Origin of the sequence: Variovorax raffinosi (assembly GCF_051216615.1) — a bacterium.
Taxonomy (GTDB): Bacteria; Pseudomonadota; Gammaproteobacteria; order Burkholderiales; family Burkholderiaceae_C; genus Variovorax.
Window position 1 is genome coordinate 241,430 of sequence record NZ_JBPJZR010000003.1, and the last position, 14,578, is coordinate 256,007.

Below are 14,578 nucleotides of genomic sequence, written 5' to 3' on the forward strand. Positions count from 1 at the left end.
CGATCCCCGGCGGCCCTCAGCGCTTGAAGAAGCTCGCGAGGCTGTCGATGTAGGTGCTGAACTTGGAACAGGGGACACCCTTGCGAGCCATGCTCCCCTGCGCATTCGTGCGAGCCATGTTCATGATTTCGAACAGCAACGCATCCTGCTCGTGCTCCGTGGCAAGGCCACGCCTTTTCCCCTCCGCCCGCACGGTATCGATGGTTTGCCGAAAAAGAGGCTCATGCTGCGCCTGCCAGGCAGTGAGTGCTTGACGGGTCGGCACGTTCCGCTTCTCGCAGTGATCATTGGCAAGCGTCGCGTATTCGAAGTACTGCAGGTTTTCCGTGGCTCCCGCGAAGGTCAACGCGAAACACGACGGTGTGCCGGCAAGCAAGGCGGACAGAGCAAGGGTGGTTTTCATCGGTGACATTCGATCTTCAACCAAGGCAGCTTAACGCGGGTCGCCGCGGCGAGCGAAGTACCGCGCCGGTGATTCCCCAAAACTGCGCCTGAACATCGCGATGAAGTTGCTCGGCGTCGCATAGCCGAGCGCATCGGCGATGTCCGCCACTGCCTCGCCCCGCGCAAGCCGCTCCAGCGCATGCACCAGCCGCGCCTGCTGGCGCCATTGCGCGAAGCTCACGGACGTCTCGGCCAGGAACAGGCGGCTCAACGTGCGCGCGGACAGGCCCGCCCATCGTGCCCATTCGTCCATCGTGCGGCCGTTCTCGGGCTCTTCATAGATGGCTGTCGCGATGCGCAGCAGGCGGCGGTCGGTGGGCATCGGCAGGTGCAGCGGCTCGTGCGGTGCGCGGCGCATTTCGTCGAGCAGCACGGCGATCATCCGCTCCTGTTCGGGCTCAAGCCGTGCCTGCTCGGTCCAGGTGACCGCGCGACGCACCAGCGCCCGCATCAGCTCGCTGATGCCGATGACGCAGGGGCGCTCGGGCAACTCATGGCTGGCCTGGGGCGTGATCAGCACGCTCCAGCCGCTCATGGCGCCGCTGATGCTGACCTTGTGCGCCTCGCCGGGCGGCAGCCAGCCGGCACGATGCGGCGGCAGCAGCCAGGAGCCGTGGGCGGTGCGCACATGCACAAGGCCGCTTTCGACGCAGAAGACCTGCCCGCGCAGATGGCTGTGCCAGTCGTATTCGCGGGTGCCGAGGCGAAATTCGTTGCCGGCTTCATCGTCGCCCCACAGCGCGATCAGCGCGGGGCCATCCGCACGCTCGCTGAGGTCGGGCATGCCGCCGCCGGCCTCGGTCTTTGTCGCGGGTTTCTTTGCCATCGCGGGATTTTCACGGCGCGCCCGGCGTTCCGGCGGCATCGCGGCGGAAAATACCGCTCACCCATCCGTCCTCCAGAGACCTCACCACGATGCTCGACCTCCTCATCACCAACGCTACCCTCCCCGACGGCCGCACCGGCATGTCGATTGCCGTGCAGGACGGCCGCATCGCGGAGGTCACCGAAGGCCTCGACGCACCGGCGCACGAGAAGCTCGATGCGCAGGGCCTTCTGCTCGCGCCGCCTTTCGTCGACCCGCACTTCCACATGGACGCCACGCTGAGCTACGGCCTGCCGCGCGTCAACGAAAGCGGCACGCTGCTCGAAGGCATCGCGTTGTGGGGCGAGCTGAAGCCGCTGCTCACGGCCGATGCGTTGATCGAACGCGCACTGGCGTATTGCGACTGGGCCGTGGCCAAGGGGCTGCTGGCGGTGCGCTCGCACGTGGACACCAGTGATGCGAGCCTGCTCGCGGTCGATGCGCTGCTCGAAGTCAAGCGCCGGGTGGCGCCATACCTCGACCTGCAACTGGTCGCCTTTCCACAAGACGGCGTGCTGCGCTCGCCGGGCGGCGTCGAGAACATCGAGCGCGCTCTCGACAAGGGCGTGGACGTGGTCGGCGGCATCCCTCATTTCGAGCGCACCATGGCCGACGGCGCCGCGAGCGTGAAGCTGCTGTGCGAGATGGCGGCCGAGCGCGGCAAGCTGGTCGACATGCACTGCGACGAGTCCGACGACCCGCTCTCGCGCCATATCGAAACCCTGGCCTTCGAGGCGCAGCGCCTGGGCATGCAGGGCCGCGTGACCGGCTCGCACTGCACCTCGATGCATTCGATGGACAACTACTACGTGAGCAAGCTGTTGCCGCTGATCGCGCAGAGCGGCGTGGCCGTGATCTCCAATCCGCTCATCAACATCACGCTGCAGGGCCGCCACGACAGCTACCCCAAGCGACGCGGCATGACCCGCGTGCCCGAGTTGATGGCCGCTGGCGTGAACGTCGCCTTCGGCCACGACTGCGTGATGGACCCGTGGTACGGCATGGGTTCGGGCGACATGCTCGAAGTGGCGCACATGGGCCTGCACGTGGCACAGATGACCAGCCAGGCCGGCATCCGCCAGTGTTTCGAGGCGGTGACCACCAACGCCGCGCGCGTGATGCACCTGGAGGGCTATGGCATCGCGGCCGGCTGCGACGCCAGCTTCGTGCTGCTGCAGGCGCGCGATCCTGTCGAGGCGATCCGCCTGCGCGCTACACGGCTCAAGGTGTTTCGCAAGGGCAAGCTGCTGGCGGAAACACCCGCGGCAACGGCCGCGCTGCATCTGCCGGGCCGTGGCAGCGAAACCGGCTGGATGATTCCGAAGAAGGCCTGACGGGTCATTTCGCTCCGTCGGGCAGCATGCGGCTGTTCGGATGAGCGCCTGCTTTTCTGTTCGCCGCGTTGTTCTTTTTGGGGCTGCTGCTGTTCAGGGCGACGCTCACGCCGACACGGGGCTCTTTTTCGCGAATGTCCCCCGCTTCGCTCCTCCTTTATTTCGCGAAAAAGAGCCCCGTATCGACGTGAGCGCTCAGAGCACTTGTTGATCGGCGGTCACCGGCAGCGTGCCCATGTGCGAATGACGCCAGGTGCTCCCCGCAGCGAAATAAAGGAGGAGCGAAGCGGGGGACATTCGCGGAGGGGAGCTCCTGGTGTCATTTGCACTCGCCCCGGACGAACGACAGCAGGCCGACTAAGCCTCGCTGCGCGGCTGCATCACGACGCCGAACGGCGAGCCTCTTCAAGGTCACACCACATGTGCACCTTCGCCAACCAGGCACCGTCGAGCGCAATGGCCATAGGCTCGACACCGAAGACCTTGAAGCCGCAACGTTCGTACAGCGCCTGCGCGGACGTGTTGCCCTCGGTCACCGTCAGCTGCACCTGCCGCAGCCCCTCGTGTGCGCGCGCGTCGTCCAGCAAGGCCAGCACCAGACGGCGACCAAAGCCCGAGCGGCGCGCCGATGCCATCACCGACATGCCGAACAAGGTGGCCTTGTGGCGCGTGCGCTCGCGTGTCTCAAAGGCCAGCCCGGCTGCACCGACCAGCGCGCCGTCATCGTCGAACGCACCGTAGACCACGCTCGGTACATCTGCATCGGCGCCAAGGCGTTGTTCCCACCAGAGCAGCGGCAAGCCCGAACGCTCAGCCACCGTCGAAGTGAAGGCACTGGGATGCGTGGCGTAGGCATCGAGCATCACCACGCGGTAGGCCGCGGCGTCTGCTGCTTTCAGGCGCCGGACGATGTTGTGGTCATTCTCAGAAGCGGACACAGGCGGATTGCCTTTCCTGCAGAACCGACTCCTGGCCGAAATTCTTGCGGTAGGTGTCGATGATCCCGGCGATGGCCTCATCGTCCTTCGCGCTGCGCGGATGCAGCAACACCACCAGCTTCGAGGGTTCGCGCACCACGCCGCCCGAAGCTCCGCGCCACTGGCCGACGGCATCGGTCACTGTCAGGCCCTGCGGGAAGGCGGGCGTCACGATGGCATCGAGGAAGGCCGTCCACTGGGCGTCCGAAACCTGGCCGCCGGCGGGAATGGCGCGGCCGAAATAGAGCGTGTCGCGCTCGACGCTGTCGAAGCCGGTGGCGCAAGCCTTGGCCGTGCCGCCCGTCGAAGGCAAGGCGCTGCACCCCGCGAGCGCGGAGATCACGACGCCAGCCAGCACGAAGGTTGCGGCACGGGCGCGAGAGGAGATGTATGTCATGAAAGGATCTTCTTTCGTCTTGGATCACACCTGCCGGAAGACAAGCGGTGCACCCCCGCCCTCTTCGGCAGGCGTACCGAATTCGAGCTGGCGCCACCCCGGACTCCATCGCGAGACGCGCCCCTCGGCCACGGCTGCTTCCAGCGTGGTCTGGGCCGCCTCCGGATGCCGCCAGTCCAGCGGCAGTTCGCGCAGATCCCAGTCCCACCACGGGCAGGCCTGGATGCGGTCGATGAGCGCGTCGGCAAAACGCCGCCGGATCACGCGCGCGGGCACGCCGCCCACAATCGCGAACGGTGGCACGTCCTTCGTCACCACCGCCCCTGCGCCGATCAACGCGCCGTCGCCGATGGTCACGCCGCCCTTGAGGCTCACCCGCGAGCCAATCCAGACGTCGTTGCCGATCACCGTGGGCATCAGCTGCGGATACGGGTCGATGGCGGAATTGCGAAACGGCTCGGGAAAGATGTGCTGATGCGAAAACGGATGCGCCGTGAGCCAATCCGTCGGATGCTGGCTCAGCAGGTGCAGGTTGTCGCCTATCGAGCAATAGCGTCCGATCTGCATCTGATGCAACTGAACCGAGGACGCGACATACGAATAAGCGCCCACCGACACGCCGTACAGATGAACGCCCGGCCACAGGCGTACGGGCGTCTCAAAGCGAAAAGGCAGGGACAAAACGACACTCGGCGCGAGAAACAACCCATACGGCTCAAGTGCCGGCGAGATCTCGGAGGTGATGTTCAGGATCATGGGCCGTGCACCAAGTCTTCTTGTCTCTCAGGCTTCGGGCGCGATGGCCTCGGCGTACTCGTAGAGCGCGCCCAGGATCTCTTCGCCGCGCTCGTCGGCGGTTTCGGACAGCGCATCGACTTCGCTGAACAACTGCTCGATGGTGCGTGCCCCGCCCTCACCCTTGAACAACCGGGCCACGCGAAGCGCCTCCCAGCGTTCGACTTCTTCGGGGGCCAGCAGCTCGGGCCAGTTGCGCGCGCGGTAGCGGAACAGGACTTCGTCGAGCCGCCCGTCGTCGAAACCCGTGCGGTCCTTGGCGAGTTCTTCCGGCGACAACGCACGCAGCTGGTTCAGGCGCCGACGATCGGCGTTGCCGACAAAGCCGCCGTAGAGGTCTTCATCGACATCAGGCGTGGCTTCCTTTGGTCGGGCATACACCTTCGACCAGATGGCGCTCATGTCGGGCAGATCGCGTGCAATCGCTGCGTGGCGCATGGCCATGTCGAGATCGATGCCCCAACGCTCGGCCATGGCCGGCGCCAGCGTGCGCAGGTTGCCCACCACCATCGGCGACTTGTTGAGGTGGATGCCCTTCACGGGCAGCCGGACCATGCCTTCGGGCAGGTCGGCGGTGCGGGTGAACAGGCGCAGGCGCAGCGTGTCGGCATCGATATCGCGCAGCTCGCTCGGGTCGTGGGACAGGTCCCAGGCGATCAGCTCGTTCTTGTTGGTCGGATGGCTCGCGAGCGGCCACATCACAGCGAGGCAACCGCGCTCTGCCGGGAACATGCCCGAGACATGCAGGAAGGGCTTGGCGGTTTCGCGCATCGCGGGCAGGCCGAGTTCGCTGGCCACGCGGTCCTTGCGGTGCAGGCCGAAGGCGAAGTCGAACAGCTTGGGTTGCTTGTCGCGGATGAGCCGGGCCAGCGCGATGGTGGCGCGCACGTCGGACAGCGCATCGTGCGCCGACTCGTGCAGCAGGCCGTTGGCGCGTGCCAGGTCTTCGAGCTTGAAGCTGGGCTTGCCGTCTTCTTTTTTCGGCCACTGGATGCCGTCGGGACGCAGCGCATACATGAGGCGCACCACGTCGAGCAGGTCCCAGCGGCCGCAGTCGTTCTGCCATTCGCGCGCATACGGATCGATCAGGTTGCGCCAGAACATGAAGCGCGTGACCTCGTCGTCGAAGCGGATGGTGTTGTAGCCCACGCCGATGGTGCCGGGCTGCGAGAAGGCCTGCTCGATCTGCGCGGCGAACTCGTGCTCGGGAATGCCGCGCTCCAGGCACACCTGCGGCGTGATGCCGGTGATGAGGCAGGCCTCGGGGCTGGGCAGGTAGTCCGGTGCGGGCTTGCAATAGACCATGAGCGGCTCGCCGACTTCGTTCAGCTCGGCGTCGGTGCGGATGGCTGCAAACTGCGAGGGCCGGTCGCGGCGCGGCACCGCGCCGAAGGTTTCGTAGTCGTGCCAGAGAAAGGTGTGGTTCATTCAGAGCAAGGGTGAAAACAGGCGCGCAATCGCATCGCCAAGGCGACGCCAGAAACTTTGGGGGCGGTGGGCGCGCACCGCGCCGGAACTGTGCAGGTCGGTCTCGAACTGCGCCGCCAATGGCCGGGCCAGTGCCGGACCATAGACCACGGCGCAGACCTCGAAGTTGAGCCGGAAGCTGCGGTTGTCGAAATTCGCGGTGCCGATCATCGCGCAATGGTCGTCGACCACCAAGGTCTTGGAGTGCAGCATGCGCGCCTTGTACTCCCAGACCTTCACGCCGGCGGCGATCAGCTCGTCGAAATACGAACGCGCGGCGGCGCTCACGATGGCCGAGTCGCTGCGGCGCGGCACCAGCAGGCGCACATCGACACCGCGCAGCGCGGCACTGGTCAGCGCCATCATGGCGGGCTCGCCGGGCACGAAATACGGCGTGGTGAGCCAGGCGCGGGTCGTGGCCGAATGGATCGCCTCGACGTGCATGCGGTGGATGGCTTCGAGCGTGTTGTCGGGGCCGCTGGTCACGATCTGCACGGGGACATCGCCGGCTTCAAGCTGCGGCAGCATCGCGTCCATGGTTTTGTCCATGCCGCGCTGGTCTTCGCCGGTGGCATAGGTCCAGTCTTCGAGAAAGGTGGTTTGCAGCCAGCGCACCGCGCTGCCTTCGATGCGCAGATGCACGTCGTGGTACGCGTCGGGGTTGGTGCGCTTGTCTTCCTCGTCGGTGATGTTCACGCCGCCCGTGAAGCCCACGCGGCCGTCGCACACCACGATCTTGCGGTGGGTGCGGTAGTTGGTCACCGGCCGCAGGCGCCGGCCGATCTTGGTGTCATGGAACAGCGCCACCTTCACGCCCGCTTCGTGCATCGGCGCCATGAACTTGCGGCCGATGCGCTTGGAGCCCAGTGCGTCGATCAACAGGCGCACGCTCACGCCCTCCTTCGCGCGCTCGATCAGCAGGTCACGCAGTGCGGTGCCGATCTTGTCGGGCTCGAAGATGTAGTACTCGAGGTGGATGTGGTCACGCGCCGCGCGCACGGCCTCGAAGATCGCATCGAAGGTGCGCGCCCCGCCGGACAGCAGTTCCACGCCCGTGGCGCTCGACACCGGCAGGCCGCAGGTCGCGGTGCCCAGCCGCGCCATCTGCTGCAGCGCCGGCGGCGCGTTCTGCGCCACGTCGCGCAGGCGCGCAAGGTCGGCCTGGGCATAGGCACTGGCGCGGTTGCGCAGGCGCTTGAGGCGCTGCTTGCGCAGGCGCTGCGGCCCGAGAAAGTAATAGATGACGAAACCGGCGAACGGCAGCAGCGCCAGCGACAGGATCCAGCTCATGGTGGACACCGGAGCGCGCTTTTGCATCACGATCCAGACCGACAGCACAGCGATGTAGCCGCTCCACGCCAGGGAGAGGCCGGTTTTCCATTCGTTGCTGAGTTCTGGAAGGATCAAGGTCTGAAAGTGGTTGGAGCGGCTGTGCGGTTTCGCCGCCCCAAAGAAAAAGGCCGGTAGCGCGATGCTACCGGCCTTTGGAGGCTGTTCCGCGGCCTCATCGGCCACGGATTGCCCGGTGGTTCGTTCAACCGGTTGCGGCTTCTTCCGCTTCAGGCTTGGACTTGCCTTCCTTCTTCGGCAGCGGCTGGATGTCGAGCAGCACTTCGTCCTTGTCGTCGAGGTCGACTTCGAGGCGGCCACCGTCGGTCAGGCGGCCGAAGAGCAGTTCGTCGGCCAGTGCACGACGGATCGTGTCTTGGATCAGGCGCTGCATCGGGCGGGCGCCCATCAACGGATCGAAGCCCTTCTTCGCCAGGTGCTTGCGCAGCTTGTCGCTGAACGTGACTTCGACCTTCTTCTCGGCCAGTTGCGTTTCGAGCTGCAGCAGGAACTTGTCGACTACGCGCAGGATGACGTTTTCGTCGAGCGCCTTGAAGTTGACGATGGCGTCCAGCCGGTTGCGGAATTCGGGCGAGAACAGGCGCTTGATGTCGCCCATTTCGTCGCCCGCCTGGCGCGGGTTGGTGAAGCCGATGGTCGCCTTGTTCATGGTCTCGGCGCCCGCATTGGTCGTCATGATGACGATGACATTGCGGAAGTCGGCCTTGCGCCCGTTGTTGTCGGTCAGCGTGCCGTGGTCCATGACCTGCAGCAGCACGTTGAAGATGTCCGGGTGCGCCTTCTCGATTTCGTCGAGCAAGAGCACCGAGTGCGGCTTCTTCGTGACAGCTTCGGTCAGCAGACCGCCCTGGTCGAAACCGACGTAGCCCGGAGGCGCACCGATCAGGCGGCTCACTGCGTGACGCTCCATGTATTCCGACATGTCGAAGCGGATCAGCTCGATGCCCATGATGTAGGCGAGCTGCTTCGCGGCTTCGGTCTTGCCGACACCCGTGGGGCCGGAGAACAGGAACGAGCCGATCGGCTTGTCGCCCTTGCCCAGGCCCGAGCGCGCCATCTTGACCGCGGAGGCCAGCACTTCGAGTGCCTTGTCCTGACCGAACACGACGCTCTTGAGGTCGCGCTCGATGGTCTGCAGCTTGCCGCGGTCGTCGTTGCTGACGTTGGCCGGGGGAATGCGCGCGATCTTCGCGACGATGTCCTCGACCTCGGCCTTGCTGATGGTCTTCTTGCGCTTGCTCGGCGGCAGGATGCGCTGGGCGGCGCCCGCTTCATCGATGACGTCGATCGCCTTGTCGGGCAGATGGCGGTCATTGATGTACTTGGCGCTCAGCTCGGCGGCGGCCTGCAGGGCAGCCACGGCGTACTTCACGCCGTGGTGTTCCTCGAAGCGCGACTTCAGGCCCTTCAGGATGTCGACGGTTTCCTGCACCGTCGGCTCGACCACGTCGACCTTCTGGAAGCGACGCGACAGGGCCGCGTCTTTTTCGAAGATGCCGCGGTACTCGGTGAAGGTGGTCGCACCGATGCACTTGAGCTGGCCGCTGGAGAGCGCCGGCTTGAGCAGGTTCGAAGCGTCGAGCGTGCCGCCCGAGGCTGCGCCCGCACCGATCAGCGTGTGGATTTCGTCGATGAACAGGATGGCGTTCGGCTTGTCCTTGAGCGACTTGAGCACGCCCTTCAGGCGCTGCTCGAAATCACCGCGGTACTTGGTGCCGGCCAGCAATGCGCCCATGTCGAGCGAATAGACCTGCGCCTCAGCCAGGATCTCGGGCACGTCGCCCTGCGTGATGCGCCAGGCCAGCCCCTCGGCAATGGCGGTCTTGCCGACACCGGCCTCGCCCACCAGCAGAGGGTTGTTCTTGCGCCGGCGGCACAGGATCTGGATGACGCGCTCGACCTCGTATTCGCGGCCGATCAGCGGATCGATCTTGCCGTCCTTGGCGAGCTGGTTGAGGTTCTGCGTGAACTGCTCGAGCGGCGATGCCTTCTCGTTGCGTTCACCGCCGCCCTCTTCGCCTTCGCCGGAAGGTGCTTCACCGCTGCCCTTGACGGCTTCGGGCGGATCGCTCTTCTTGATGCCGTGGGCAATGAAATTGACCACGTCCAGACGGGTCACGCCCTGCTGGTGGAGGTAGTACACCGCGTGCGAGTCCTTCTCGCCGAAGATCGCGACCAGCACGTTGGCGCCGGTGACTTCCTTCTTGCCGTTGCCGGTGGACTGCACATGCATGATGGCGCGCTGGATCACGCGCTGGAAACCCAGCGTGGGCTGGGTGTCGACATCATCGGTACCCGCCACCTGGGGCGTGTTGTCCTTGATGAAGTTGGTGAGCGACGCCCGCAGGTCGTCGACGTTCGCCGAGCAGGCGCGCAGAACTTCCGCGGCGCTCGGGTTGTCCAGCAAAGCGAGCAGCAGATGCTCCACGGTGATGAACTCGTGGCGCTGCTGCCGGGCCTCGACAAAGGCCATGTGCAAGCTGACTTCCAGTTCCTGGGCAATCATGTGATTTCCTTTTGCCTTGCTGTAAATAAGTTCTCAGATGGGTTGGAGCTTGCGCAATTCAACTGGTTCATGCAACAGGCTCGCTCACGCATTGCAGCGGATGCCCGGCCTGCTGCGCAGCTTCCATCACCTGGTTGACCTTGGTGGCCGCCATGTCGCGGGAATAAACCCCACAGACGCCCCGGCCATCGAGGTGGATCTTGAGCATGATCTGGGTCGCGGATTCGCGGTCCTTGCTGAAATATTCCTGCAGCACGACGATCACAAACTCCATCGGCGTGTAGTCGTCGTTCAGCATCACCACCTGGTACATCTGGGGCGGCGCAGTTTTCTGCGGCCGGCGCTCCAGGACGACCGAATCTCCGTCATCCCCGGCCGGTTTTTGAGCCGGAGGGGTGCTGGGAGTCTTGGGAATTCTCGTTGCCATGAAAAAGATTCTATAGAGCGTGCAAGCACCGTGCCGACGCCAGCAGACTTGGTGGCGCGTATTCGACAAATCAAGGGGCTTGCGTCGTGTGCGACAGCCCAAAGGGCATAAAAAAACCGGCAGGCTGCCGGTCTTCTCAGATATTGCGCAGGACTGGCCCTTTGGGAGCCGGTAATTTTCGACTTGACAACCGGGTCGGTGCCGGTAGATCGGGTGGCAAGGCGTCGATTTCCTCGTCGCTGAGTTCGCGTTCGGGTACTTCCGCAGCGTATACGGGCACGGGCTGTGGTCGCGGGGTTTCCGGCAGTTCCGGTGGCCGGGCCGATGGTGGTGCCGGGATCGGGCTTGGAACGGGTACGCGCGCAGGCGCGGGAGCCGGTCGCTCCGCTGGAGCAACTGCGGCCGGCGCCTTACGGGACTGCAGCGGCGAGCCGGCCAGCAATGCCCGCCATTCAGCCAGCCTCACTGCGTCCTGCTCGGATTGCCAGCGCTGTTGTTCGCCAATCAGTTCCTTCCAACGCTCTGCCTGTCGCCGCTTCAGAAAATCCAGCTCGACCCGGAAGGTTTGATTCATCCGTTGCGGAACGCACAGCAACGCCTGCTGCAGATCGCGGTTGGCCTTTTCCCGGGCGGCCTCGAAGGCTGCGCTCTGCGCATCGAGTTGTGCGCGACAACTGCGCGAACAGGCCCATGCACCCAGCACCGCCCCCAGCACGCCAACAGCCAGGCAAACGATCAGGAAGCCGAGTTGGGCCTGCGTCATCGTGGTGACTCCCCTTCTGCATCCCATTTCCGCAGCAGGTCGAGCGGAATCGCGTCGGCAACCAGCGCGAAGCGCTTGAGGTCGAGCTTTCCGAAGAGTGCTCGTCGGGAGATCGTCATGATGCGATCCAATGCCCGACATACGGCACCACGCGCTCAATGCCATTGCACACGGCGCCCACCAGCACGACGCCGGCCTCTGCGGTTTTCTTGCCCACTCAAACCTCCCTATGCTTTTTCGAATAGGCGCGATTCTGGAGGGCTTGCATGGGCGTGCAGCAAGCACAGTTTCTACCAATAGTTAACCCAGGAAAGCAGGCGATTGATCCGTGAAGTTTGTCCTGCAGTGCCTTATTCGGCTTTTACTAAAGTAGTAATTTCAATTCAATAAAGGCCCGCGTCGGCCAATAAAAAAGCCCTCGAATTCCTTTCGGAAATTCAAGGGCTTGATGGTCGACGTCAGAAGACGTCGGCAGTCGCAATTACATGTGGTCGATCATTACCTGGCCAAAACCCGAACAGCTCACTTGCGTGGCGCCATCCATCAGGCGGGCGAAGTCATAGGTGACCTTCTTGCTGGCAATCGACTTCTTCATCGAGCTGATGATCAGGTCGGCCGCTTCGGTCCAACCCATGTGGCGCAGCATCATCTCGGCCGAGAGGATCTCCGAGCCGGGGTTCACGTAGTCCTTGCCTGCGTACTTGGGCGCCGTGCCGTGAGTGGCTTCAAACATGGCGACGGTGTCGCTGAGGTTCGCGCCCGGAGCGATGCCGATGCCGCCGACCTGTGCGGCCAGCGCGTCGGAGACGTAGTCGCCATTGAGATTGAGCGTGGCGATCACGCTGTACTCGGCGGGACGCAACAGGATCTGCTGCAGGAACGCATCGGCGATGCTGTCCTTGACGGTGATTTCCTTGCCCGTCTTCGGGTTCTTGAACTTCATCCACGGGCCGCCGTCGATCAGCTCGGCGCCGAACTCCTTGGCGGCGAGGTTGTAGGCCCAGTCACGGAAGCCACCTTCGGTGAACTTCATGATGTTGCCCTTGTGCACGATGGTCACGCTGGGCTTGTCGTTGTCGATGGCGTACTGCAACGCCTTGCGCACAAGGCGCTCGGTGCCTTCGATCGACACAGGCTTGACGCCGATGCCCGAAGTGTTCGGGAAGCGGATTTTCTTGACGCCCAATTCGTCCTGCAGAAACTTGATGAGCTTCTTGGCCTTGTCGCTTTCGGCTTCGAATTCGATGCCGGCGTAGATGTCTTCCGAGTTCTCGCGGAAGATGACCATGTTGGTCTTGTGCGGCTCGCGCACGGGGCTAGGGACGCCTTCGAAGTACTGAATGGGGCGCAGGCAGACGTAAAGATCGAGCTCCTGGCGCAACGCAACGTTCAGCGAACGGATGCCGCCGCCGACGGGCGTGGTCAGCGGGCCCTTGATGGAGATCACGTAGTCGCGCACGGCTTGCAGCGTTTCTTCAGGGAGCCAGACGTCGGGGCCATAGACCTTGGTCGACTTCTCGCCGGCGTAGACCTCCATCCAGTGGATCTTTTTCTTGCCGCCGTAGGCCTTGGCCACAGCCGCGTCCACTACCTTCAGCATCACCGGGGTGATGTCCAGACCGGTTCCGTCGCCTTCGATGAACGGGATGATCGGTTGGTCCGGCACATTGAGCGAGTTGTCTGCGTTGACCGTGATCTTCTGACCTTCAGTCGGAACTTTGATGTGCTGGTAGCTGGACATGAGGGGGGATGGCTCCGGGAGTGGCGTAATTTTGACGACTGTCAGCGAATTCAGACACGACGGGGAATCGCTGTACAGCCCGTGAACAAATCGCTGTACATTTTAGACGCAACCCATCAGCAAGCGTTTGTCAACCATAGGGCCAATGGCCTCGTTAGTGGCTGACCTTCTGCTCGCCGGGAGGCGTTTCCAACCAATTCTCGATAGAGGAATCATCAATGAGCAAAATTCTCGCAGTCATGATCGCTGGCCTGTTCGCCGCTGGCGCCTACGCCCAAAACCCGGCCGGCACGACGCCCGAACAAGGGAACGCCACCAACAGCAAGTCGCAGCAACGCGCTGAAGCCAAGAAGGCTGCCAAGCCCGCTGGCAAGGTTGCCGGTCCTGCTGGCGACGAAGCCAAGACCCCCGAAGGCGGCGCCATCGGTGCCGACAAGGCTGCTGCTTCTGGCGAAAAGCGCGCCAGCACCCGCGACCAACGCCGTCGCAACAAGGACGGCAGCGTGAAGCGCAAGACGACCCAAGGCGGCACGCCCGACATGCCAGGCGCCAAGTAAGTCAGCCTGACCCCCTAAAAAAGAGCGCTCTTCGGAGCGCTTTTTTTCGCCTGCGGCGACTGCATTGCTGTCAACCGCCGGAAGCGGCCTCCGTTGAATGTCTACCTTCCGCAGGGAGGGCTATCCAAATCAACGATATCAAAGGATTTCTCATGAACAAGCTGCTCGCAGCCCTGATCGCCGGTCTCTTCGCTGCCGGTGCCTTCGCTCAACAAGCCGAACCCACCACTGCAGCTCCTGCTGCCGCTCCCAAGGTTGCCAAGCACGCTTCGAAGAAGCACGCTGCGGCCAAGAAGCACAAGGTTCGCCACGTCGCCAAGGCCCACACGGCCGCCGCCAAGAAGGTGTAAGCTTTCCAGCTCACCGGCAATGCCCGCTTCAGCGGGCATTTTTATTGGTTACGGGCCGGGCCCTGACCCCGCCCTGAAAGAGTTATCCGATGTTTCAGCGTCTCGCCGCCCTGCTCCTGTTGTCCGCGTCCTTCATGATGCCGGCGCATGCCCAGCAGCAACCTCAAACCGATCTGGCGCGCACGCAGTTGTCGGTCGGCCTGTACAAGATCGATGTGCAGATCGCGCAAACGCCCCTGCAACGGGAAATCGGCCTGATGTTCCGCAAGGAAATGCCGCAGGCCGAAGGCATGATCTTCGTGTTCGAGCAGCCTGCGACGCAGTGCTTCTGGATGCGCAACACGATCCTGCCGCTGACCGCCGCCTTCGTGGCCGACGACGGCCGCATCGTCAACCTGGTCGACATGCAGCCGATGACCGAGAACTCGCATTGCTCCCTCGAACCCGTGCGCTACGTGCTTGAAATGAACCAGGGCTGGTTTGCCAAGAAGAACATCAAGAAGGGCGCCAAGCTCAGCGGCGAGCTGTTCTCAGCCACCAAGCGCTGAGCTTCTGCTGCCTGAAGCCCACAAAAAAGCCGACCCATGGGTCGGCTTTTTCTATGG

16 protein-coding genes are annotated in these 14,578 nt (G+C 63.9%); 4 read left to right on the plus strand and 12 right to left on the minus strand.

Features of this window, described 5'->3' with window-relative positions:
- Positions 1 to 16: 16 nt before the first annotated feature.
- Together ACSFB7_RS12190 and ACSFB7_RS12195 are read right to left on the minus strand one after the other, a co-directional pair.
- Positions 17 to 403, minus strand: coding sequence for a hypothetical protein (locus ACSFB7_RS12190; protein ID WP_435470374.1), 387 nt, complete (start codon positions 401 to 403; stop codon positions 17 to 19).
- Between the two features lie 30 nt (positions 404 to 433).
- Complete coding sequence (locus tag ACSFB7_RS12195; RefSeq protein WP_435470376.1) at positions 434 to 1,270, minus strand: AraC family transcriptional regulator; 837 nt, start codon at positions 1,268 to 1,270, stop codon at positions 434 to 436.
- 89 nt (positions 1,271 to 1,359) lie between these two features.
- Between ACSFB7_RS12195 and ACSFB7_RS12200 the strand changes: the two genes are divergently transcribed.
- Positions 1,360 to 2,643, plus strand: a complete 1,284-nt coding sequence (locus tag ACSFB7_RS12200; RefSeq protein ID WP_435470378.1) for an amidohydrolase family protein — start codon at positions 1,360 to 1,362, stop codon at positions 2,641 to 2,643.
- Between the two features lie 380 nt (positions 2,644 to 3,023).
- Here ACSFB7_RS12200 and ACSFB7_RS12205 read toward each other — a convergent pair whose 3' ends face one another.
- From ACSFB7_RS12205 to icd, 10 genes are all read right to left on the minus strand, one after another.
- Complete coding sequence (locus tag ACSFB7_RS12205) at positions 3,024 to 3,581, minus strand: GNAT family N-acetyltransferase (protein WP_435470380.1); 558 nt, start codon at positions 3,579 to 3,581, stop codon at positions 3,024 to 3,026.
- The gene (locus ACSFB7_RS12210) at positions 3,568 to 4,017 is read right to left on the minus strand and encodes a DUF3574 domain-containing protein (RefSeq protein ID WP_435470382.1); all 450 of its coding nucleotides are present in this window, start codon (positions 4,015 to 4,017) and stop codon (positions 3,568 to 3,570) included. The genes ACSFB7_RS12205 and ACSFB7_RS12210 overlap by 14 nt, the downstream gene beginning before the upstream one ends.
- Positions 4,018 to 4,041: 24 nt before the next feature.
- Positions 4,042 to 4,773, minus strand: a complete 732-nt coding sequence (locus ACSFB7_RS12215) for a CatB-related O-acetyltransferase (protein WP_435470384.1) — start codon at positions 4,771 to 4,773, stop codon at positions 4,042 to 4,044.
- Positions 4,774 to 4,800: 27 nt separating this feature from the next.
- Entirely contained in the window at positions 4,801 to 6,240 is a 1,440-nt protein-coding gene (sbcB, locus tag ACSFB7_RS12220; RefSeq protein ID WP_435470386.1) for an exodeoxyribonuclease I, read from the minus strand.
- Positions 6,241 to 7,686 carry a cardiolipin synthase gene (cls, locus tag ACSFB7_RS12225; RefSeq protein WP_435470388.1) on the minus strand — a complete coding sequence of 482 codons (1,446 nt, stop codon included), beginning with the start codon at positions 7,684 to 7,686 and terminating at the stop codon, positions 6,241 to 6,243.
- 127 nt (positions 7,687 to 7,813) lie between these two features.
- A complete protein-coding gene (gene clpA / locus ACSFB7_RS12230; RefSeq protein WP_435470390.1) occupies positions 7,814 to 10,135 on the minus strand; it encodes an ATP-dependent Clp protease ATP-binding subunit ClpA in 2,322 nt (773 codons plus the stop codon).
- Between the two features lie 67 nt (positions 10,136 to 10,202).
- Positions 10,203 to 10,562, minus strand: coding sequence for an ATP-dependent Clp protease adapter ClpS (gene clpS / locus ACSFB7_RS12235; RefSeq protein WP_187110542.1), 360 nt, complete (start codon positions 10,560 to 10,562; stop codon positions 10,203 to 10,205).
- Between the two features lie 136 nt (positions 10,563 to 10,698).
- A complete protein-coding gene (locus ACSFB7_RS12240; protein ID WP_435470392.1) occupies positions 10,699 to 11,325 on the minus strand; it encodes a hypothetical protein in 627 nt (208 codons plus the stop codon).
- Entirely contained in the window at positions 11,322 to 11,444 is a 123-nt protein-coding gene (locus ACSFB7_RS12245; protein WP_435470394.1) for a hypothetical protein, read from the minus strand. Before ACSFB7_RS12245 ends, ACSFB7_RS12240 begins: the two co-directional genes overlap by 4 nt.
- Positions 11,445 to 11,806: 362 nt before the next feature.
- Positions 11,807 to 13,066 (minus strand): NADP-dependent isocitrate dehydrogenase, encoded by a 1,260-nt coding sequence (gene icd / locus ACSFB7_RS12250; protein WP_435470396.1) that lies wholly within the window; start codon positions 13,064 to 13,066, stop codon positions 11,807 to 11,809.
- Positions 13,067 to 13,284: 218 nt separating this feature from the next.
- On the opposite strand from icd, the gene ACSFB7_RS12255 reads away from it, so the two are divergent.
- The 3 genes from ACSFB7_RS12255 to ACSFB7_RS12265 all read left to right on the plus strand — a co-directional run bounded on the left by ACSFB7_RS12255 (position 13,285) and on the right by ACSFB7_RS12265 (position 14,521).
- Positions 13,285 to 13,623 carry a cell envelope biogenesis protein TolA gene (locus ACSFB7_RS12255; protein WP_435470397.1) on the plus strand — a complete coding sequence of 113 codons (339 nt, stop codon included), beginning with the start codon at positions 13,285 to 13,287 and terminating at the stop codon, positions 13,621 to 13,623.
- 152 nt (positions 13,624 to 13,775) lie between these two features.
- Positions 13,776 to 13,973, plus strand: a complete 198-nt coding sequence (locus ACSFB7_RS12260) for a hypothetical protein (protein WP_435470399.1) — start codon at positions 13,776 to 13,778, stop codon at positions 13,971 to 13,973.
- An 89-nt stretch (positions 13,974 to 14,062) separates the two neighbouring features.
- Positions 14,063 to 14,521, plus strand: a complete 459-nt coding sequence (locus tag ACSFB7_RS12265) for a DUF192 domain-containing protein (protein WP_435470401.1) — start codon at positions 14,063 to 14,065, stop codon at positions 14,519 to 14,521.
- Positions 14,522 to 14,578: the final 57 nt, after the last annotated feature.